At 39.5% G+C, this 19,188-nt stretch carries 20 protein-coding genes; 9 read left to right on the top strand and 11 right to left on the bottom strand.

The features are described from left to right. Positions 1-54: 54 nt before the first annotated feature. The 4 genes from pstC (at position 55) to HUN01_RS18380 (ending at position 3,340) form a co-directional block, all read left to right on the top strand. Entirely contained in the window at positions 55-996 is a 942-nt protein-coding gene (pstC, locus tag HUN01_RS18395; RefSeq protein ID WP_181932460.1) for a phosphate ABC transporter permease subunit PstC, read from the top strand. Next, the gene (gene pstA, locus HUN01_RS18390) at positions 993-1,925 is read left to right on the top strand and encodes a phosphate ABC transporter permease PstA (RefSeq protein ID WP_181932459.1); all 933 of its coding nucleotides are present in this window, start codon (positions 993-995) and stop codon (positions 1,923-1,925) included. The genes pstC and pstA overlap by 4 nt, the downstream gene beginning before the upstream one ends. Before the next feature lie 54 nt (positions 1,926-1,979). After that, positions 1,980-2,783: a phosphate ABC transporter ATP-binding protein PstB gene (gene pstB, locus HUN01_RS18385; protein ID WP_181932458.1), complete on the top strand. Its 804-nt coding sequence runs from the start codon at positions 1,980-1,982 to the stop codon at positions 2,781-2,783. Between the two features lie 275 nt (positions 2,784-3,058). After that, on the top strand, positions 3,059-3,340 hold the full coding sequence (locus HUN01_RS18380) for a hypothetical protein (protein ID WP_069071101.1): 282 nt from the start codon (positions 3,059-3,061) through the stop codon (positions 3,338-3,340). A 45-nt stretch (positions 3,341-3,385) separates the two neighbouring features. Here HUN01_RS18380 and HUN01_RS18375 read toward each other — a convergent pair whose 3' ends face one another. Both HUN01_RS18375 and HUN01_RS18370 read right to left on the bottom strand, forming a co-directional pair. Next, entirely contained in the window at positions 3,386-3,952 is a 567-nt protein-coding gene (locus tag HUN01_RS18375; protein WP_181932457.1) for a Uma2 family endonuclease, read from the bottom strand. A gap of 199 nt (positions 3,953-4,151) precedes the next feature. Next, entirely contained in the window at positions 4,152-4,748 is a 597-nt protein-coding gene (locus HUN01_RS18370) for a glyoxalase-like domain protein (protein WP_181932456.1), read from the bottom strand. Positions 4,749-4,944: 196 nt separating this feature from the next. On the opposite strand from HUN01_RS18370, the gene HUN01_RS18365 reads away from it, so the two are divergent. Both HUN01_RS18365 and HUN01_RS18360 read left to right on the top strand, forming a co-directional pair. Further along, positions 4,945-5,574: an RNA polymerase sigma factor sigma-70 region 4 domain-containing protein gene (locus HUN01_RS18365; RefSeq protein ID WP_181932455.1), complete on the top strand. Its 630-nt coding sequence runs from the start codon at positions 4,945-4,947 to the stop codon at positions 5,572-5,574. Between the two features lie 97 nt (positions 5,575-5,671). Beyond that, positions 5,672-6,754, top strand: a complete 1,083-nt coding sequence (locus HUN01_RS18360) for a tetratricopeptide repeat protein (protein WP_181932454.1) — start codon at positions 5,672-5,674, stop codon at positions 6,752-6,754. Between the two features lie 32 nt (positions 6,755-6,786). Here HUN01_RS18360 and HUN01_RS18355 read toward each other — a convergent pair whose 3' ends face one another. The 3 genes from HUN01_RS18355 to HUN01_RS18345 form a co-directional block, all read right to left on the bottom strand. Next, on the bottom strand, positions 6,787-7,497 hold the full coding sequence (locus tag HUN01_RS18355; RefSeq protein WP_181932453.1) for a hypothetical protein: 711 nt from the start codon (positions 7,495-7,497) through the stop codon (positions 6,787-6,789). Between the two features lie 475 nt (positions 7,498-7,972). Continuing rightward, the gene (locus HUN01_RS18350; RefSeq protein ID WP_181932452.1) at positions 7,973-8,461 is read right to left on the bottom strand and encodes a DUF2267 domain-containing protein; all 489 of its coding nucleotides are present in this window, start codon (positions 8,459-8,461) and stop codon (positions 7,973-7,975) included. A gap of 205 nt (positions 8,462-8,666) precedes the next feature. Continuing rightward, complete coding sequence (locus HUN01_RS18345) at positions 8,667-10,151, bottom strand: sensor histidine kinase (protein WP_181932451.1); 1,485 nt, start codon at positions 10,149-10,151, stop codon at positions 8,667-8,669. A gap of 437 nt (positions 10,152-10,588) precedes the next feature. On the opposite strand from HUN01_RS18345, the gene HUN01_RS18340 reads away from it, so the two are divergent. Further along, complete coding sequence (locus HUN01_RS18340; protein WP_181932450.1) at positions 10,589-13,498, top strand: hypothetical protein; 2,910 nt, start codon at positions 10,589-10,591, stop codon at positions 13,496-13,498. Between the two features lie 99 nt (positions 13,499-13,597). Here the strand turns inward: HUN01_RS18340 and HUN01_RS18335 are convergent, their stop codons facing one another. Together HUN01_RS18335 and hisG are read right to left on the bottom strand one after the other, a co-directional pair. Then, the gene (locus HUN01_RS18335) at positions 13,598-14,029 is read right to left on the bottom strand and encodes a hypothetical protein (RefSeq protein WP_181932449.1); all 432 of its coding nucleotides are present in this window, start codon (positions 14,027-14,029) and stop codon (positions 13,598-13,600) included. A 461-nt stretch (positions 14,030-14,490) separates the two neighbouring features. Continuing rightward, the gene (gene hisG, locus HUN01_RS18330; RefSeq protein WP_181932448.1) at positions 14,491-15,135 is read right to left on the bottom strand and encodes an ATP phosphoribosyltransferase; all 645 of its coding nucleotides are present in this window, start codon (positions 15,133-15,135) and stop codon (positions 14,491-14,493) included. A 76-nt stretch (positions 15,136-15,211) separates the two neighbouring features. On the opposite strand from hisG, the gene rppA reads away from it, so the two are divergent. Beyond that, positions 15,212-15,910 (top strand): two-component system response regulator RppA, encoded by a 699-nt coding sequence (rppA, locus tag HUN01_RS18325; RefSeq protein WP_181932731.1) that lies wholly within the window; start codon positions 15,212-15,214, stop codon positions 15,908-15,910. 15 nt (positions 15,911-15,925) lie between these two features. Here the strand turns inward: rppA and HUN01_RS35460 are convergent, their stop codons facing one another. From HUN01_RS35460 to HUN01_RS18315, 4 genes are all read right to left on the bottom strand, one after another. Next, positions 15,926-16,120 carry a hypothetical protein gene (locus HUN01_RS35460; RefSeq protein WP_238846328.1) on the bottom strand — a complete coding sequence of 65 codons (195 nt, stop codon included), beginning with the start codon at positions 16,118-16,120 and terminating at the stop codon, positions 15,926-15,928. Positions 16,121-16,143: 23 nt separating this feature from the next. Next, entirely contained in the window at positions 16,144-16,665 is a 522-nt protein-coding gene (locus HUN01_RS35455; RefSeq protein WP_238846319.1) for an NAD(P)/FAD-dependent oxidoreductase, read from the bottom strand. A 15-nt stretch (positions 16,666-16,680) separates the two neighbouring features. Beyond that, positions 16,681-16,833, bottom strand: coding sequence for an FAD-dependent oxidoreductase (locus tag HUN01_RS35450; RefSeq protein WP_238846317.1), 153 nt, complete (start codon positions 16,831-16,833; stop codon positions 16,681-16,683). Positions 16,834-17,406: 573 nt separating this feature from the next. Next, positions 17,407-18,438 carry a 1-acyl-sn-glycerol-3-phosphate acyltransferase gene (locus HUN01_RS18315; RefSeq protein ID WP_181932447.1) on the bottom strand — a complete coding sequence of 344 codons (1,032 nt, stop codon included), beginning with the start codon at positions 18,436-18,438 and terminating at the stop codon, positions 17,407-17,409. Between the two features lie 494 nt (positions 18,439-18,932). Between HUN01_RS18315 and HUN01_RS18310 the strand changes: the two genes are divergently transcribed. After that, positions 18,933-19,187, top strand: a complete 255-nt coding sequence (locus tag HUN01_RS18310) for a helix-turn-helix domain-containing protein (RefSeq protein ID WP_181932446.1) — start codon at positions 18,933-18,935, stop codon at positions 19,185-19,187. The last annotated feature ends 1 nt before the right edge of the window (position 19,188 follow it).

Below are 19,188 nucleotides of genomic sequence, written 5' to 3'. Positions count from 1 at the left end.
TGGTAGTGTGTCCATAAATACAAAAGGAGTTTTAATTTATGAGGTTGTCCGTAAATGACTTCCAACCCGTTATCTAATCAACCAAGTAATTCCAACTTATGGCAGCCCAATCGGGCTTTGAGTAAACGGGTGGAAACTGGCGTCAGAGCGCTGTTTGCCTTGTTTGCTTTTGTCTCGGTTGTAACCACAATTGGCATTGTCTTAACGCTGATTTTTGAGACTGTTGAATTTTTTCAAGAAGTTTCGATTTGGCAGTTTTTAACAGACACACAATGGACGCCGCTGTTTACTAATAAGCAGTTTGGAATCATGGTGCTAATTAGTGCCACATTGCTTATATCTGTAATTGCGATCGCAGTAGCATTACCACTAGGATTGTTAGCCGCTATCTGCTTAAGTGAATATGCTCCAGCAAAACTCCGCAAATGGCTGAAGCCTGCCCTAGAAATATTGGCAGGAGTACCCACCGTTGTATTTGGTTACTTTGCATTGTTCACAGTTACACCCTTCCTCCAATCATTTATCCCTGGGATGCAGGGATTCAATGCTTTGAGTGCAGGTATAGTACTGGGAATTTCGATTATTCCTTTGGTAGCTTCTTTGAGTGAAGACGCTCTTTATTCCGTTCCGCGTAGTTTGCGCGAAGGTGCCTATGCATTGGGATCAACTAAGCGGGAAACCATTGTTTCAGTAGTTTTACCAGCGGCTTTATCTGGGATAGTAGCTTCTTTTATCTTGGCTATTTCCCGCGCTATTGGTGAAACAATGATTGTTACAATCGCGGCTGGTCAAAATCCTCAGTTGGGTTTAAATCCGCTAGTGCCAATTCAGACAATGACAGCATACATTGTCCAAGTCAGCAAAGGAGACACACCAGCAGGTTCACTGGCCTATAAAACTATTTTTGCGGTGGGTATGACTTTGTTTCTCATTACCTTAGCCCTGAATATTTTTAGTTACTGGTTTGTTCGCCGCTTCCGGGAGAAATACGAATGACAAAGAGCAATACTCCGTTTACAAATTTGTCTGACTCTGGGGAAAATAAGAATTTTGATCTCTCGATCAATAAGCGCTACAATCTCGACAAAATTTTTGCGATCGCTACTTGGGGTGCGACTCTCTTCGCATTAGTGGTGTTAGCCATTTTGCTCATAGATGTCTTAACTGACGGTGTTGGCCGCTTGAATTGGTCTTTTCTTACTAGTTTTTCCTCTCGCCGTGCCTCCTCTTCTGGAGTATTGGCCCCCTTAGTTGGCAGTATTTGGCTGTTGGTAATAACTGCCTTAATTTCCTTTCCCTTAGGAGTAGGCGCAGGAATTTTCTTAGAAGAGTATGCCACGGACAACTGGTTTACTCGGTTAATTGAAATCAATATTGCAAATTTAGCCGCAGTCCCATCAATTATTTATGGCTTGTTGGGCTTGCAAGTTTTTGTGCGAGTGATGGAACCAATCACCAGGGGGCGCACGGTGTTAGCTGGTGCTTTAACCTTGAGTTTGTTGATTCTACCAATTATCATCATTACTACTCGTGAAGCGCTGCGTGCTGTTCCCGATAGTCTACGGCAAGCAGGTTTTGCCCTTGGTGCTAATAGGTGGCAAATCATCCGAGAACAAATTTTTCCTATTGCTTTACCAGGAATCCTGACCGGTACAATTCTCGCACTCTCACGAGCGATTGGTGAGACGGCTCCGTTGATTGTAATTGGGGCTGTTGGCTTTATTACTTTCTTACCCCAGCTTTCTCCCCAAGGTTTGCAAAGTTCTTTTACAGCACTGCCAATTCAAATTTTTGATTGGGTTTCTCGTCCTCAAGTAGAGTTTCACCAAAATGCTGCTGCTGGCATTATTGTTTTGATGCTCGTGCTGCTGTTGATGAATTCAACAGCAATATTTTTACGCAATAAATTTCAGCAGTCACGCTAAAGAAATCAACCTCATTATAAATGTAGATTTTCAGGATTTATCTGAAATTTTTGTATGGTATCAAGTTCAAGAACCGCTACTTCCGAGAGCATTTTACAAGCCGAGCAATTATCTGTTTTCTATGGTAATTTCAAAGCAGTTCGTGATGTTAACCTAAACATCGGCAAAAACAAAATTACAGCTTTTATTGGCCCTTCTGGATGTGGTAAAAGTACTGTACTAAGATGTTTTAACCGTTTGAATGACTTGATTCCTGGCGCACATATTGAAGGAAGAATTACCTTCGGTGAAACCGATATTTATGACAAAAGAATTGACACGGTAGAATTACGCCGTCGGGTTGGTATGGTTTTTCAGAAGCCTAACCCCTTTCCCAAGTCAATTTATGAAAATATCGCCTTTGGAGCCAGGATTAATGGTTATAAAGGTGATATGGATGAATTGGTAGAACGGAGTTTGCGGCAAGCTGCATTATGGGATGAAGTTAAACATAAACTAAAGCAGAGTGGTCTATCTATATCTGGTGGTCAACAGCAGCGCTTGTGCATTGCTCGCGCTCTCGCAATTCAGCCAGAAGTTTTGTTAATGGATGAACCTTGCTCCGCTCTTGATCCAATTTCAACTTTGCGGGTTGAAGAATTACTCCAAGAACTGAAGTCGCAATATACCATTATTATCGTCACCCACAATATGCAACAAGCCGCGCGGGTGTCGGATATGACAGCCTTTTTCAATGCTCAGGCGACAGAAAGCGGCAGTAAAATGGGATATCTTGTCGAATACAACCATACAGAGAATATTTTCAACAATCCTCAGCAGGAAGATACCAGAGATTACGTCAGTGGTAAATTTGGATAATTTGGTAGATATTTAACATTGTTGATGTTGGAGCAATGAGGGATATTCGGAAAGTAAAGCTGTGCGATATTCCTCTAGTTTTTTCATTTATTTGCTAAGGTTAGCGATCGCTTCATTAAACCTCTTGCAAAAATGTGTTACAGTTGTAAGCCTAAAAAACTTCAGGTTAACTAGCTTTGTGAAGGTCATAATTATAAATCCCAACAATTAAGTGATAAAGTAATCCAAAGCGTTTTCTACAATTGTGATAGCGTTGACTGAAAATCCGAATCTCCATGCTTTCCGAAGTCTATTACTTGGTGCGTTCAAAAACTGACGGTAATTATCTCATTGCTCGTCCTGATGCCGAAAAATCAGGTTACTTATTGCTATTTCAGGAAAACTTTGATGCCCTAAGCTATCTCAATACCCATGCAGCAGAAGTCGCAAATCGCTTTGCTGTGGAATCTATTGCGCGTACACAGTTAGGAAACTTGCTCAAACGTTGGGGTTTTAGCGGTGTGGGTGTTGTGACTGATCCGTTATTGCCCAAAGTTGAGTTTTTACAGCACAGTTAACTAATTCGTAATTCGTAATTCGTAATTCGCAATTCGTAATTTGTGTTAGGTGAATAATTGAGCGATCGCACAAGTAAAATCAGGCAATATGGGTGAAGTCAATTCATCACCACTGAATAATGTAGCAACTAACTTTAAACTCGCTTGTTCGCGCCGATATACTTCTACCTGTTGCTTACGCCAATCTACAATCCAATATTCTCTGACACCTCGTGATGAGTAGAGCTTAAGTTTTAGTTCTCTGTCCCGCTTTTCATTTTCACTACCAGCAGATAACACCTCTACAACCAGTTCTGGCGCACCAGTCAAATGCCCCGCCTCGTCTAAAAGTAGGGGCAATCTCTCATTGCTAGCCCAGACGACATCGGGAATTACATTATCATTATCGCCAAAAATTATTCCTGGGGCAGGTACGACTTGTCCCAAAGAAGTAGCTTGTGACCAGGTATCCAATGGAGTCATAATTCTGACACAGGCTTTTTGATGATTCCAGTGAGGCGCTCTGGTCACAAACAAGTCTCCGTCAATAATTTCATAGCGATTCCCGTTATCTGGAAACAATTCTAAGTCGGCGGTAGTCCAGCGCACTCTCTCGGATATCGGCTGGTTCATAAATCATCTCTGTGAGGGGATTTACCTATTTTAGCCTGAGTGGAAAATCCAAAAAGGTTGGGTGGAGCGATGCCTACGACGGCAAGCTACGCCCCACCCAAGCTAAGTCTCAAAGCCTATTATATTTCTGTTAGTGCAGGAGGGCGTAGTCCATTCTGAATTCTGACTCTTGAATTCTGAATTCTGCTGTAACTAACGACTAATTCGCTACCTCAGCTACCTCAATAACTCGCCCTTCATAGTCCTTGACCAAAAAATTTAGGGGCTTATGGTTGCGAATCTTCAATTTCAAACCGCGCATTTCAACTCGCATTAAAATCATTTCTAGGCAGTCATGGTCAAAACAAACGTGGCGTTGCTGATTTTTAGTACCTAAACTCGCACCAGTAATGACGTGTAGCTGGGTGTTTTTCTTTAATTGATACCACAGCCCATCATTGGCATTGTTCATCATTTTGCTAGACAAGCTCGGCCCAGTAGACATATATAGTGGATCAATGCCAGTTGCGCCGATAGTTTGTTCGTAGTTGTAGTAGTAGTGCAATGGCACCTCAGCTGCTGGCAAATCTAGCAGCCCTTCATACAATTGTCGAGCAATCTCCAAATCTGACACCATTACAGTGTGTACTTTTGGGGCACTGGTGAGAAACATCCACATAGCACCAGCATAAGCTGCTAGCAGCATTACCATAATGCCTTGGGTGGAGAATAGGCTATCTAAGGGCAGAGAAGGCAGAAAGGAGCCTAATGTAAGGGGACTGACTAGGAACGATACCACACTAACTGCTATAACCATGAACAAATAAGGATTCTATAAGGGAGTTGATTTTATGATTGTCGATTAAGACTAAAATTAAGTCCTTGTTTCTAGTTTATCAATACTCAAGTAGTCTGAGTCTCATCTACAAACTGAGCAACACCAAGATATTATGCGATTAACTACGGGAGTGCAATTCCCAAAACTATTTTAACAACTATCAATCGCAAGGCTTATGCAAATTCCTCATTTTACGGAAGCTAATCACCCGCTGGTGAAATCGCTGTTCCATCACAGTGACCATGAATTACTGACTCTGTTTCAGCGCTATCCAGATGCCGGAAAGTATTTTACGGTGATTTTTTGCCGCTATAGCCCTATAGTTTATACCTTAATTCGGCATTCGGCGCGATCGCCTGTGCAGGCAGATTATCTGTTTGCCCTCACTTGGCGACATATCTACTATGAACTCGGTGGACTAAATTTAACCGACTCTGAATCAGGCGAAGAAGCTTTAACCATGCAAAATTGGTTAATTAATATGACAGCTTTCTGTATTAACGAGATTAAACTCCCACCTACAGAAGCAATTCATTATTCTCTCCAAGCGACTTCGCCACCACTATGGTGCTATGTACAACAGGCGTTAGACCAACTACCACCAGTTTTGCGATTAATCGTGTTAATGTCTCAAACTTTCCACTGGAGCGAAACTAGAATTGCTGCTTATTTACAAGCCGAAGGAGAAGCGATCGCTCCTAATGAGGTAGCCAATTTTCTCCAGGAAGGCTATCGTATGCTAGAGGACAAATTACCCGCAGATATCCGCGCCATATACTTTGGGGAAGATTTAGATCAGTCGTAACTCAAGTGTAAATACGTATATTGTTTGTCTTCAATTTAAAACTTAAAACTTCTTCTTAGACCTTCTACTTAAACCCGCAACTTTACGGGTAATTTTTATGAAACAACGGCTTGTATTTCCCAGACAAAAGGTAGTCTTAATTTGTGTAGGTGCGATTTCTCGTCCCCAGGTACTTTTACACAGCTTTTTACTGTTTACTTTTTTATTGAGTCCGATCGCGGCGGGTGCGGTTGATATTACGCAACAACTCCACCGCCCTTTAAATAGTTCCGTTGGACGACAATCACGAAATGAAGCAGACGGTTTGCTGCGTATCGGTGAACAACAATATGCTTCAGGATATGCGGATAAAACAATTGCGTCTTCCTTGCGGGCACTAGAACTATATCATTCAATTGGCGACCTGAAAGCACAAGGTCTGACTTACAATTTGCTTGCTAAGGCTTATGTCCAGCTAGGTAGTTTAAAAGAAGCAGAAGATGCTTTAAGACGAGGATTAGCGATCGCTCGTGATACTAAAGATTTTCAAAGTCAAATTTTTGTGCTAAATAATATCAGTACATTTCTGCTGCAACAAGGAGAATTTGCTGCTGCTGGTAAAACTGTGGAAGACGCACTCGCAATTGCTCACAATGTCAAAAATATTGAAGGTGAAGGACTGTCTTTGAGTAATTTGGGTTTGGTAACTGCTAGGTTGGGAGATTACAACAAAGCGATTAAACTTTACGAAAATGCTTTAATTTTCCGCCGCCAGACAGGCGATGCTGTCGGAGAAGCAAATACCTTGAATAATTTAGGAGATGCTTACCTAGCATCTGGAAATTATCAGGATACCATTGCGACTTATGGAGCAGCAATGCGGATAGCTAAAACTAACCGCGATCGCACCAATGAATTACGAGCAATTGATGGTTTAGTTAAGTCTCACACTGCTGTCGGACGCTATGAACGCGCCTTTGACTTACTAGAGCAACGTTTGGCACTCGCTAAGGAATTGCGAAATTTGCGAGAAGAATTAAAATCTTTTGAATCTTACGCTCAGTTATACAAGCAACAAGGTAATTTCGTAACTGCCCGCAATTTTTACGAAAGGGCGATTATACTGGCGCGGACATTGGAAGATAGCAAACAAGAAGTGCAATTGCTAGATCAGCTAACTAAAATGCTTCAACGCAAGTAGGAGTTAGTAACTTCTAACTCCTCACTCCTTGATTAATTCAAGTACACTGAACCGTTGGCTTCAATTCTCATAGCACTTCTACCCTGCACTGCATTAGTAGCTTCGTTAAATGTCACTTCTAGGCTTCCTGGCTCTGAGGAAGGTTGGGGAGTAACTATCAACTGTCCGCCATCTTCTCGTTCAAATGTCACTGTTACTGGTGCGCTTAGACCTTGCAATATTACATCTGACTTACCTTGTAGCGATCGCGGTGCTGTATCGCCAATCACTTGGAAAGTTACATTAGCAGCAGTATCATTTACCAACCTGATATTAACTGTACCATTTGCTAGTGCGATCGTCGCGCTAGGGGCTTGCCGTGGTTGTTGTGCTGCTGGTTGGTCATTGGGAACCGCGGGTTGTTGAGTTTGAACTCCGGGGGCTTGACCTGGTAACATAACACCTGATTCTGGAGCTTCACCACCGACACCCAATCTTGTTTGATCTTGTGATGTGGTAGCAGGGACGGGAAGAAGCCCTTGAGCAGCTAGTCTTTGTGTTAGAGCGTTGGGAGGACAACCTTGTGGGACTACAACGCGAGTGTTGTGTGGTTCTTCGTAGAAAATTCTAGGACAAGGGTTAATTTTGGGAGTAGATTCTTGTGCTATTGCTTGAGGAATTGCTGGCAGACTAATCAGTAATCCTCCACAAATAACGCCAAATAACTCAGCCGACTTGCGAAACTTTTGAAATTGCATATTCATTATTGACTCCTGGAAAAAGTTAAGTTTTCTTTATTTAAAAATTTAAAACAGTACATTCAATATGGTTTAAACTTTCGATGCACACATACAATAATACCAACTAACTTTCTTTTTTGTATCTAACCAGAGACTAGAAAATAATCTAAAATTAGACATAACTATTTCATTCCCAAGGCTTGAAAAGCTAAATCATTAGTGATAAATCTCAAAAATATAGCGGTTCTCAATTGCATAGAATACAGACCTAACCCCCAGATCCTTCACTTATAGCGTTGGAGAGAAGGTCAAAATGTATTGCATACAAACGAGAACCGCTATAACCAAAAAATTAATGAGTTATAAATTTAAAATAATTCATAACTCATTACCCAAGAATCTTGGGTAGAATAGTTTAAGAGATTTAACCGACTACCGTGGGTCTAAATCACCGCCACAAAACTTAATTACGAATTACGAATTACGAATTACGAATTATTTAAGCTTCTTCCCAGAGCTGACGAACTTTATCAGGTAGCCAGCTAGCGATTTCCTGAATTCGTTCTGGCGATAATTCGTCTTTAGTAGCAGAAAACACAGCTTTAACTACCTGTTCGCGTTCTACATTTGGTGGCATTCCACCTTCATTTGCTACCCGAAATAAGAAGCGATCGCTATTAATTTTAAAGATGCCGGGGCCTTGCCAAGGTGGACGCACCCGACTTAAAAATCCGACAATTGGATTTGTATCGTGCCATAGGTCTGCAATATCCATTTGCAGAGATTTATCATCGGTTATTTCGGCCGGTTTTTGCAGTTCACCTTCAACTCGATCCGCTGCTTCTGTAGTCATCAGGTCGCGCATCACCCGAAATACTACTTCGGTGATGTCCCTAGCATCGTAAATGTCTGGCAAACCACTTTGAGCCTTGACTTTTTCCAAAAATGGTATATCTTTTTCTTTTATATCGCTGGAAGAAGTTGCCATTTAAACCCCCAAAGTATTATTCATAGATGCATATTTGCCAAAATAAAATAGCAGCATATATAACTACTCCAGCAAAGAATTAGGAGTAGAAATATCAAACTGTGGCAATTAAAAAATGGCTAAATATTGCAACTGTTGTTATGTACAGTAGTAAATTTATTTACTTTTCTACATCTATCACAGGAAACAGAAATTTCTGAACAAATTAAGACTCAAGAGTTATTGGTAAAGTGATAGTAAACGTAGTGCCAATGCCTTGGGTACTTTCAACTTGAATATGACCCTGATGATGTTCGACAATAGCTTGAGCGATCGCTAATCCCAATCCTGAACCAGTAGCGCTGGCTGTAGCTGTATTCCCAGTCCTATGAGTCCGTGCCGGATCTACCCGATAAAAGCGGTCAAACAAGCGTGGTAGTGCTTCCGCTGGAATTCCAACTCCGGTATCCTTGACTTTAACTTGCAACTGAGCATTAGTATAACGTAGTCCAGAAACGCGATTTATTCCCTCCATCCGCGCCAATTCCACTTTCACCTGTCCACCTGCTGGAGTGTAATGCAAGGCGTTAGCAATTAAATTTGTGAACAGCCGCACCAGTTGATCCCAATTACCCACAAGGGTAAACCAATTTTCCAGTAATTCCGGGCTAATTTCGGAGGCGGGAGGGTCAATTAAGTTTAGAGAAAGGGCGATTTCTTTTTCCGGGACTAACAATTGTTGTTCTTCAACCACCTCCATCAGCAAAGCGTCCAGCGGACAAGGTGAAAAAGTATCTTTGCTAATACCACTATCTTGCCGTGCTAGGAAGAGTAAGTCATTGACTAACTTACCCAAACGCTTCGTTAAGCGTTCCACCACCTTTAACTGTTGCCGATACTGCAAAGAAGTAGTCTCTTCTATCTCTGCTAAATCTAAGTCAGCAAGGGCAACTTGCACATTAGTTTGAATCAAAGTAATGGGACTTCTAAGTTCATGTGAAGCATCAGCAGTAAATTGTTTGAGGCGTTGGTAAGATTCACCTACAGGTTCCATCGCTTTCCCCGAAAGAAACCAGCCACTTGCACCTACAGAAACCACCATTAACCCAATACCTAACGCCAAATCAAAAATTAACTGGCGACTAGGTTTAGTAACTTCAAACCAGGGATGACTAACACGCAGATATCCTAATACTTGCCGTCCCACTTCTACCCGTTGGGTGATTTGCCGCAATAAGAGTGGGGAGTTAGGAGTGGAGAGTAGGGAGTTAAGAGTGGGAAGTTTATTAACTTCACTTTTTTCTTTCTCTCCCTTGACTACGCGCACAGTTTCACCAGTCCGGTTGGCATGAATAGGAATATTTAGGGGTTCGGATAGCGTTGACCAAACTAATTTACCATTCGGACTAAACCATTCTAGGTCGATGTGGTCATCTTCTACAGCATCGGTATTGTCACGAAAACTAGCTTCTACATTAATGCGAACTTTCTCTGCATCAGTATTAATTGGCTCAAATATGAGCGTAGACGCACAACGACTGGTTGTGATACAACGCTCCACTATTTCCACTACATGGTTAAGAGTGTCATCAATTCGCTCAATCAGTGTACTGCGGACGTATAAATAAACGCCACTGGCAAACAGTAGTAGTAATACAGCAGTGACAGCAGTGTACCAAATTGCAAGGCGGCGGCGAGTAGCCTGAAACATATTTTTCATCCACTTTTTTGACTGAATATCTTCACATTACGTGTTTATACGGTTAAAAATTAGCTCACTTTTTTAGCTGTGGTGATTTTGCTGAGGTTTAATTTTTGCTCAAGAATTACACTCTTGTTGCAGTAAATCTGCTTAATCCTATTTTATTCTTTACAGCCAGGATAAAAAATCGTTCTTCTTTGGTTATCTATATCGAAGTAAGTGAAACGATCGTTGAATACATTCCACTAAAACAACAAAAACATCCAAGCTTGGAAAATTAAGCCATGACTTAATTTTTATCTTGAGTAATTTATTTTGATAATTTAAATAACTATTAGCCAACTTTTATTGTTTGAATTAAATTTGATTTTTGAATTTACCAAAGAGCATATTCTATTGTGGAAACCTCTAAAATTTCAACTCGAAGAATTCTAATAATCTCACTAATGAGATTTAAAAAAAATCTAAAAGTAATTGTGACGTGCTTTTTGTCTTCAACAATTTTGTTCAAAGTAATACTAGTTCAGTTTTCTGCGTTTGCCTTAGAATATAACGAGCAGAATAGTGTTACTTTGAAAGCAGAAAATAATGTAGATGTTATTGACGAAAGTTCATTAGAGTCGAATGCAACAGATAATTTACTAAGCCAAACGCTGTTAAAAAAAACTTTAAAAGATGCTAACTATCGATTACAAAAAGCCAAAAAGTTACGCAGCTTTACCGTAGCTGACGTTATCCCAATTGAAGAATATAAAATAGAGCCTCCCAAGCCACCTGAGCAAGAAGAAGAAACTCAACCGGATACAATTAAACCGTCAACTTCAAATGAACAAAAACCTTATACAACAACACAACAAATACTAATAGAAAAGCTACGTCAAGCTAAAAAGCAACAACAAGCAAATCAGAAAAAAATAATTATTGATGCTCTAACAATTAGTGCTAATAGGTATCCGTGGATTGTTAATCCTACAGATAACCTTACTTTTAAACCTCAGTTATTTAAACCAAACGAAGACGAAAATTATATAGATACAGATTTAAATATTAGATTTTCTGGAGACAATCAGTTTATTGATAAATTTACCTATGCTAAATTTCCCAAAGAAGACCAGTTTTACTGGGTTCTCGATAACAATAGATTAGTAATTGAGACTAAAGGTACACAAGTAGGTATTCTTGCACAAGGTAGAGCTACTGAAACTTACAGTACCCAAAATATGACGTCAACTCAAGGATTTTGGGGATTACAATATCTTACTAGTCTACCTGTTAATTTTGATGAATTAATCGGTGAAGCTGAAATTAATGATTTTTCTATAGTTTCTATAGCAGGAGAACTAGTTAATCCTGAAGGAATACCTGCTGGTAGAGTGATAATTAATAGTGGAATCAATCCTGAAGATCCGAATGTCACAGTTCTAGAAAATATTACACCAATTATTGGTAGTGGTTCCACCTTGAGTAATGACGGTGGCGGAGCTTTATTTGACTTATTAGATGCTACTAATACACCTCAAATTATCCAAGCTTTTCCTACTACGAATTTAAAGCCTTTACTAGATGGGGGGAATGTTAGACTCCAACTAGGCGAAATTATTCCTGATTCTGTTCTAGAAGCAACTGGTATTTTATGGGGTAATATTTTGACAGGCGAAGGTTTTGGCTTTACTGCTCCCGTCTCTTCATTACCAGGTATTAAGATTACCCAAAGAGACAAATTTGATAATTTTGATTTATTGAATATAGCAGTTAATCCTTTCTTGACACCACTTGAGAGAGATTTGTCTTATTTAAATTCTTTATCTTGGGTATCTTTCGGCAAAAGAGATCCCATATTTGAAGTGTTATCTGAGACACAAAAAACTTCTAATTGGCACAGACTATATGTTAGTTACCCTCATAACCGAAGTATTATTCAATATGATCCAGAAAAAATTAGTGCTACTTATTCTAATATCTTTTCTAGTCCAGGAATATCTATCACAGCTAATTTCAGCGAATTCAGTATAGATGGGATACAAACAGCTAATTCTACTTTAGGATTGGCATTGGGTGGAATATTTGAATTCATTAAAATAGATAATATTAACGAAAGTTTAGCAGAAGCGCGACAAAGCTTTAAAAACGGTGAAGGTTTTGTTCCCTTAAATACAAAGTCTACACCAGATCAAAGAAGACAAATTAACAACAGAATTAATCGGACTTTAGCCTATTCTAATGGAGCGACTAGTCTAGAACAGGTATCTGGAAATTTGACACTTCAGAGTAAAATTACTCCCAATGACTCTAGTATCTTGCAAATAAGAACAGGAAATCACAAGCGTGCAGTCCAATTTTTACAAAGAGATATTGAACTTTTAGATCCAGGTGATACATTCTTTTCAACCCTCAGACTTTCTAATGAAAGATTTGGCCCTCTAACTTTCATAGGAAATCAAATTCCTCTGACTAATACTGATATTAATCCTATTAATGAATCTACTGCTGCTGAAGTTGTTTTAACTAACTCCCAAGGGAGACAATTTGTACAAAAATTTAGTTCTGAAGATAACACTATAGTACCGATTCCAGTCAGGACATTTGATTTAGCATTCGATTATTTTGAACTCACCAGAGTTGATCTTATAGGTATAAATTTTAACAGCTTTAATGGTTATCTATCTTTACCTTCAGTCGAATTATTAGCAGCAGGCTCTACTGGTAATTTAAACTATAGTGCTAGCTTGGGAACTTGGTTTAATATAAATGCCAACTCAGCGCCTGGAGTTTCTAATAATAATTTAGGTTTAGCAGAACCATCTGTGGGCATATATGCTAATGTTCTAGTTAACTATATTAAAACTAATGTCCAGTTAAACTCAAATAAAAAACCTGTAGCTATTAATACTCACGTACCATCATTAAAAATTGACTGGAATAGTGCATCGAATCGCAATAATCCTTTTTCTACTGTTCTCAGCTATTACTTTAATCATCAAGAAAGAAATCTAAGCTTTTCTTTAGCCCCCGCTATCGCTTTTGTTGAAGAAAATAGTAATGGTGAGTTGCTAGGACTATTTAGTGGTGAACTTAGTACTAGCACGGGTTTGAATATTAACACAAATCTAGAGTTAGGGAAAAACCTTTTCTATGAGTTACAGGGTTTACAAAAAGTTAGTACCAATTTATCTGTTGGTGCTTATATTAAAAATTATACTACAAGGAATTTGGGTTTAAATAGCAGATTGTCTGGCTTAAACTACGGAGCTATTTTTAGATATAACTTTACCGATAATAATGTTTTTTTAGAATCTAAAATTGGTACAGGCGAAAATGGATTTGATTTACAAATTCAAGGTGGTTACCGATTTTGATAAAATTAATATATGTAATAAATGTAGGGTAAGCACTGCTACAAGCTTTAAAATCGAATTTTTCGGCATCAGTAAGCAGTGCTCAATATACAAATCAGGCTAATCTAAAGCACCTGAGCTATTAACACCAGATCCAGCTCGGATTATAGTTGTTATATCTTCAATTGAAACACTATTATTTAGCGAACTTGTTACTGGATCAATCAATGAGTTTGGGCTAGAGGGTGTATTAGTTTGAAGTAATCCTGGGGTTATAGTCAGACTAGTGATAGTCTCATTATTTCCACCTGGTATGCCTCCATAGGTCGGTGTAATTGTTATGCCGTTATCAAGGGATGAGCCGGAAGGTAAAATTAACTCCCCACTGACGCTCAGAAAAGTACCAGAAGGTCTAATCAGACTAACAGCACCACGAGCAGTGGCTTGTTGTGCATTTGCTGGCGCTGCTAAAAAATTTCCTGCACTCACTAAACCTAATAGACAGATACTTCCTCGGAAAATTATAGATAATTTGTTAGATAAATTTTTCATGATTTTATTAACTCTTCATGCTTTTCGTTTTAGGCTAGTTCCCAGATTTTGCTTGGGAATGCAGATTCAACCCCGACTAGGAAAAGTAGAGGCGTAATCTTTTTTTATTTCTTTTTGCAAATAAAAATATAGAACCCTTGCTGTGAGTATTTTGTTAAAAATGAACATTTTTAGGCTTCGTATTGTTACGTAAGTGCTCTATCCATTTTTTGGTAAGTGTTACAAGGTTTATATTGATATGACTAAAATTATGTAAAGGGATGATGAGGAGTTGCGGCAATCACTGACGCTTTGATTCTATGCTGAGGGGTTAAAGAAAAAATTTAATCTTTTTATTTATACGGAAAGCTGCTACGCAACGGATGCAAGACAATTTAGGGGCACATAGCTGCACCCCTATGCAAGTCAGTACAACAATATTCCCGATTTCTCTAAGGAATATTACGAATTACAGATTGGTATTAAACACTTACCAAAACGGCTTCTCGCAGCTTGGCAATCACATCACTCAGATTACCCGTGTTCAGGCGGTAACTCAAAGGATGAGCAATTAACCGGGCCGTGCTTTCATAGAGAGTAGCAACTTCAATTAGTCCATTTTCGCGCAAAGTTCGACCTGTGGAAACTAAATCCACGATCGCTTCTGACATTCCAGTAATTGGGCCTAATTCCACTGAACCATACAACGGCACTATTTCCACAGGTAAATCCAGACTGTGGAAATATTCACGAGCGCAATTTACATACTTGGAAGCAACTCTACCATGCGGTGGTAAATCTAAAGGCGATCGGTAAGAACTTGATGCTTTTACCGCCACCGACATCCGACAATGCCCAAACTGTAAATCTACCAAGTGGGCAACTTGCGGCTGCTTTTCCCGCAATACATCGTAACCGACAATACCCAGTTGTGCTTGACCATATTCTACATAAACCGGCACATCCTGCGCCCGCACCAACAAAGCTTTTGCAACTCCCTTAGTGTCAGGAATTTGAAGTTGGCGAGTTCCTGAATCTAAAAAAGCACTAAAATCTAATCCCACAGCTTGTAGCAGGCGGATGCTATTTTTAAGTAGTTCCCCTTTTGGCAATGCAACAGTCAGCATTCTTTTTATTGGTATCCTTAGCGTCTCGACAGTTGAATAATATTGAGAATATCTCTATATGCTTACCACAAGCAGCATGAGAATTTTATTAGTTGATGATGAAATTGAACTAACTGAACCCTTGAGTCGCTTATTAACTCGTGAGGGTTACGCTGTTGATGCCGCTTACGATGGCACAAGTGGCAGTGAACACGCACAAGCAGGTAATTATGACCTACTGATTTTAGATTGGATGCTGCCAGGAAAAACGGGGTTAGAGATTTGTCAGGAATTGCGACGCCAAGGCAAAACTACTCCCGTGCTGTTTCTCACAGCCAAGGATACTTTGGATGACCGAGTAGAAGGTTTAGATGCTGGTGCTGACGACTATTTAGTTAAACCTTTTGAACTGCGGGAGTTACTAGCGAGAGTTCGTGCTTTATTGCGTCGTTCCGGTTCTCAAACCTATGAAACCACCACTGGACGTTTAACTGTCGCTGATTTAGAACTTGATTGTGAAAATCAAGTAGCCTATCGTCAGGGACGGATAATTGAGCTATCGCAAAAAGAAAGCCAGTTGTTGCAATACTTTATGGAACACACGGGACAGCTACTAACTCATGCCCAGATTATGCAAAATTTGTGGCAAGAGGAAGAACAACCTAGTAGTAATGTGATAGCGGCATTAATTCGCCTGTTGCGCCGCAAGATTGAGGTAGGTAGAGAAACTACGCTGATTCACACAGTCTATGGCAAAGGCTATCGTTTCGGTGCTTCCTCAGTGGAGTCAGTTTAACCGCCTGCTTTCGACTCACAATAATTTGGTTAATTGGTTAGGAGAATCATTAATATTTCTCAGTCTTTGCGATTTTAATTCCTGTCGAAATTTGTTGTAGAGAGATAAATCCACAGGCATCATAATTTGTGAAATTCCCTTCCAGACACCAAGCTGATTATTCGCACCGATATCTTCCATAAGTTGATCAGTATAACCGAGGTTATGCATGTCGCCCTTGCTACAACGTTATTTTATCGAGTTTTCATCCAATAGATATCTGCTGCTATTTCTTGATATATTGCTGGCGGCGAAGGCAATAACAACAAGTTGCCTTTGACATACTCTAGCAGCCACCAAGCACCAACTTCTGATGTCAACTGACTGTAAAAACTGCTGTTATAGCCAACAAAACCCATCTGTGGAATATTAGGATGAATCAGATAACGATAAAGGTTAAAATTACCATCTTCATCGATTACCTGTCGCCGATATTCTTCTTCGAGAAATGGAAGTTCTTGGCGAAATCCTGTTCCAAAAATTACTATATCTGCGTGCAATTGCTGACCATTGGCTAATTCCACACCATCAGGGATAAACTTGGTGATGCTGGTTTTTATTGCCTGAATTTTACCAGAGTGTATGTACTTAAAAAAATCTGGAGGAGCTATGCTGATGCCACAGTTAGCCTGATTCATCGGTTGTTCGGGCAACAAGCCGCAGCTACTCTGGGTAGGATGCAGGCATGGGATAATCTGAAAAACTATAGGTGTCACCTGTATTCTGAGTAGTTAATCCTGGGTAAGTTCGAGACTTTTCCCAAACACACCAAGTCCTTTTTGTTTCTCGAATACAGTAACGTCATAGCCTTCTTCGATAAAAGTTTTAGCTGTCACCAGTCCGCTGATTCCAGCCCCGATAACGCAAATCTGTTTGATTTCCATTCTTTTTTATGTAAATTATGACTTTATATTGATAAGCTTTGCTTAAGCATTTCTAACAAAGGTATAAACATTTGCTGGAAATACTTCTATATTGATAAGCTTTGCTTAAGCATTTCTAACAAAGGTATAATCATTTGCTGGAAATGCTTCTATATTGATAAGCTTTGTTTAAGCATTTCTAACAAAGGTATAAGCATTTGCTGGAAATACTTCTATATTGATAAGCTTTGTTTAAGCATTTCTAACAAAGGTATAAGCATTTGCTAGAAATAAACAAACTATTGTTACTAAGGTTCAAGCATTTGTAACAATGGCTTCTATTTTTGTAACCAATGGATAAGCTGTAGTTACTTACTACACGACATTGGTATAGCGGTTCTCGATTTAGTGAAGTACGATTTTGACCTCTCTCCTAAAAGGAGAGAGGCTTTGAACTGTTCCCCCTTGCCGCCTTCGGGAAGGGGATTAGGGGATTAGATCTATTTGCACACTTGTACCTCACCGGATTGAAAATGGCTATAACGTAGCTGCTGCAAAAATACTCAAATTATTCTTGAATTTCAGGTTGTAGTATTAAGATTTACCCAAAAACTGATGAATTTGAAGTTGCAGTTTTTCTCGTAATTGTTGCGCCTGTTGATAGGCTACTGCACGCCCTTTGTTTGAGTTGTTATCCAATCTTGCTGGTTCTAAAGACTGAATAAAGTAACGCAGACGAGTTCTCATTGCCCAAATTCCCATTGAGGGAAATAGGAGTAAGACTAGCATCAAAGGTGAAAAAGGCAAGAATGGTAATTTGACTAGTCGTTGCAATTTGGTGAAATTAACAGCCCAAAGATGTAGAGATTCACTACCGATGCAAACTACTGGGAGAATGGGAATATGATAGCGATCGCTCAACTGAATAAAACTCACATCAAATTTTTCTAGTTGATAGCGTCTTCTCCAACCTTTCAGAGGGCCGCGGATACCTTCGGGTGCATATAAGAGAATTTTACCTTGAGCGATTGCTGCCTCAAAATTATCTAATTCGGCTCGCACACCACCTAAAACCTGCGACCATTTAGGTGGTAGCCACCAAATCACCCAAGGATGCTCAAATAATGCTGGACTTGCTACAGGTTGTACCACCCATCCTCTGGTTTCACTTAATAAATAACCCAAGGTCAAAAAGTCCCAAGGAAAACACATCCCCGCGTGATTCATTGCCACAATCAATGGCCCTGTTGACGGCAAGTTTTCAACTTGTTGCAATTCTCCCCGAAAATATGATTTAACGATGGGGCCAAGAACTTCCTGGCGAAAAGCTTGTTGATATTTGGGATCAAATTCACCAACTTCTTTTCGGGGTGAACGAAAACCCAGACGCAACCAGCGACTCAGCAACGCTAGATAAAATCCGCCAGGAATTAAAAATAATCCATATTCTAGCCAATTCCAACCATCTGGGTCGGTGTGATAGTGCTGCCAATGGCGGTTGAATAAAATTAGCCAACCTGGAGGATACCAAAGACAAAACCAGTCAAACCAGTTAAATACATAACCTTCACCTGGTAAATTTTCCAGTTGAGTGTTTAGGAGTGTTTCGGGATGTTGATTAATCAAAACGGTTAAAAATCAGGCAAAATTTTTATTAAAAGTGCATCATAGCTATATAATTTTGCCATTGGCATCTTACCATAGAAGTAAAATTAACTACAGACTTGGAAACCCGTTTCAGATTTGGTTGCCAAAATTACCAATTGAAAAATTTATCAATGGAAAATATTAAGCAAAACTTATATATAGATATCTTTTATATATGAAAAATTAAGTTGAGTATGAAGCACGAGAATGCAACACACCATCCATAAATTTTTGGCGGTGTGTGATGGCTAATATCATTAAATCGCCTTAAAGAATACTATTGTGGCGTTACATATCAGAGAAATTTAATATTTATTTTATAGATAGGTTTTGCAGTAAACAATAATCAGTGAACATTGATAAATGAATATTGGTATTTCGCCAAAAGATGAAATCGATAATAACTAATGACTATTTAAATTCTTCCTCAAGCTGGAGACAAATGGCGAGACATCTGTCTTAATCTTCCTAGTATGGAACTAGGAAAGCCACTAAAAATTTCAGATATAATCCGTGAACTTCGGCAGCAACTCGATCTCTCTCAGGAAAAGTTTGCAGCCAAGTTAGGAGTTTCTCTGCGAACAATCAATCGCTGGGAGAACGGATCTACAGTGCCTTCACAGATGGCACTAAAGCTGATTGAAGAAATGTTACAGAAAATGGGCAAACCAGGTAAAACACTAGTGAAAGAGTATCTCTCAAAAGCGGAGCAACGGGAGGACTCTTAAG

It is taken from the genome of Nostoc edaphicum CCNP1411 (genome assembly GCF_014023275.1).
Taxonomy (GTDB): Bacteria; Cyanobacteriota; Cyanobacteriia; order Cyanobacteriales; family Nostocaceae; genus Nostoc; species Nostoc edaphicum_A.
The sequence above is the reverse complement of the archived record's forward strand: the minus strand, read 5'-3'. Positions and strand labels throughout refer to the sequence as shown.

Excerpts from the sequence above, each read along its gene's own strand:
- pstC (WP_181932460.1), top strand. The coding sequence starts at position 55 with ATGACTTCCAACCCGTTATCTAATCAACCAAGTAATTCCAACTTATGG.
- pstA (WP_181932459.1), top strand. The coding sequence starts at position 993 with ATGACAAAGAGCAATACTCCGTTTACAAATTTGTCTGACTCTGGGGAA.
- pstB (WP_181932458.1), top strand. The coding sequence starts at position 1,980 with ATGGTATCAAGTTCAAGAACCGCTACTTCCGAGAGCATTTTACAAGCC.
- HUN01_RS18380 (WP_069071101.1), top strand. The coding sequence starts at position 3,059 with ATGCTTTCCGAAGTCTATTACTTGGTGCGTTCAAAAACTGACGGTAAT.
- HUN01_RS18375 (WP_181932457.1), bottom strand. The coding sequence starts at position 3,952 with ATGAACCAGCCGATATCCGAGAGAGTGCGCTGGACTACCGCCGACTTA.
- HUN01_RS18370 (WP_181932456.1), bottom strand. The coding sequence starts at position 4,748 with ATGGTTATAGCAGTTAGTGTGGTATCGTTCCTAGTCAGTCCCCTTACA.
- HUN01_RS18365 (WP_181932455.1), top strand. The coding sequence starts at position 4,945 with ATGCAAATTCCTCATTTTACGGAAGCTAATCACCCGCTGGTGAAATCG.
- HUN01_RS18360 (WP_181932454.1), top strand. The coding sequence starts at position 5,672 with ATGAAACAACGGCTTGTATTTCCCAGACAAAAGGTAGTCTTAATTTGT.
- HUN01_RS18355 (WP_181932453.1), bottom strand. The coding sequence starts at position 7,497 with ATGAATATGCAATTTCAAAAGTTTCGCAAGTCGGCTGAGTTATTTGGC.
- HUN01_RS18350 (WP_181932452.1), bottom strand. The coding sequence starts at position 8,461 with ATGGCAACTTCTTCCAGCGATATAAAAGAAAAAGATATACCATTTTTG.
- HUN01_RS18345 (WP_181932451.1), bottom strand. The coding sequence starts at position 10,151 with ATGTTTCAGGCTACTCGCCGCCGCCTTGCAATTTGGTACACTGCTGTC.
- HUN01_RS18340 (WP_181932450.1), top strand. The coding sequence starts at position 10,589 with ATGAGATTTAAAAAAAATCTAAAAGTAATTGTGACGTGCTTTTTGTCT.
- HUN01_RS18335 (WP_181932449.1), bottom strand. The coding sequence starts at position 14,029 with ATGAAAAATTTATCTAACAAATTATCTATAATTTTCCGAGGAAGTATC.
- hisG (WP_181932448.1), bottom strand. The coding sequence starts at position 15,135 with ATGCTGACTGTTGCATTGCCAAAAGGGGAACTACTTAAAAATAGCATC.
- rppA (WP_181932731.1), top strand. The coding sequence starts at position 15,212 with ATGAGAATTTTATTAGTTGATGATGAAATTGAACTAACTGAACCCTTG.
- HUN01_RS35460 (WP_238846328.1), bottom strand. The coding sequence starts at position 16,120 with ATGCATAACCTCGGTTATACTGATCAACTTATGGAAGATATCGGTGCG.
- HUN01_RS35450 (WP_238846317.1), bottom strand. The coding sequence starts at position 16,833 with ATGGAAATCAAACAGATTTGCGTTATCGGGGCTGGAATCAGCGGACTG.
- HUN01_RS18310 (WP_181932446.1), top strand. The coding sequence starts at position 18,933 with ATGGAACTAGGAAAGCCACTAAAAATTTCAGATATAATCCGTGAACTT.